At 50.8% G+C, this 323-nt stretch carries 1 pseudogene; it reads left to right on the forward strand.

The window, feature by feature from the left end:
- A pseudogene (locus D0T66_RS16155) lies at positions 1–323 on the forward strand (hypothetical protein); the annotation flags it as partial.

Genomic DNA, 323 nt, shown 5'->3' on the forward strand with positions numbered 1-323 from the left:
CGCCGCAAAATGAACGGCTACAAAACCGTAGAAACCAAATACGTCTACGTACCTGACAAACACTACCCCGACCGTCTCGTTCTGAAAGAAAAGATAGTGAAAGAGAAAGACCATGCTCCCGACACTGCCACCATCAATGCCGTACTGAAACGTGAAGATGAGCGCCTGCGCCACGAAGCTTCCCAACAACGCGAGCGCGAGAAAGAAGAAAAACGACACCACATCACCCGCCAACCGCTCATCATCGAAGTTATCAACGAAGAAACGAAACGCGAATTAGAAAAGCTGGATCGGGGCGAACGGGATGAGCTTACTCCCGAAGC

The sequence above is a fragment of the Dysgonomonas sp. 25 genome (assembly GCF_010501075.1).
Lineage (GTDB): Bacteria > Bacteroidota > Bacteroidia > Bacteroidales > Dysgonomonadaceae > Dysgonomonas.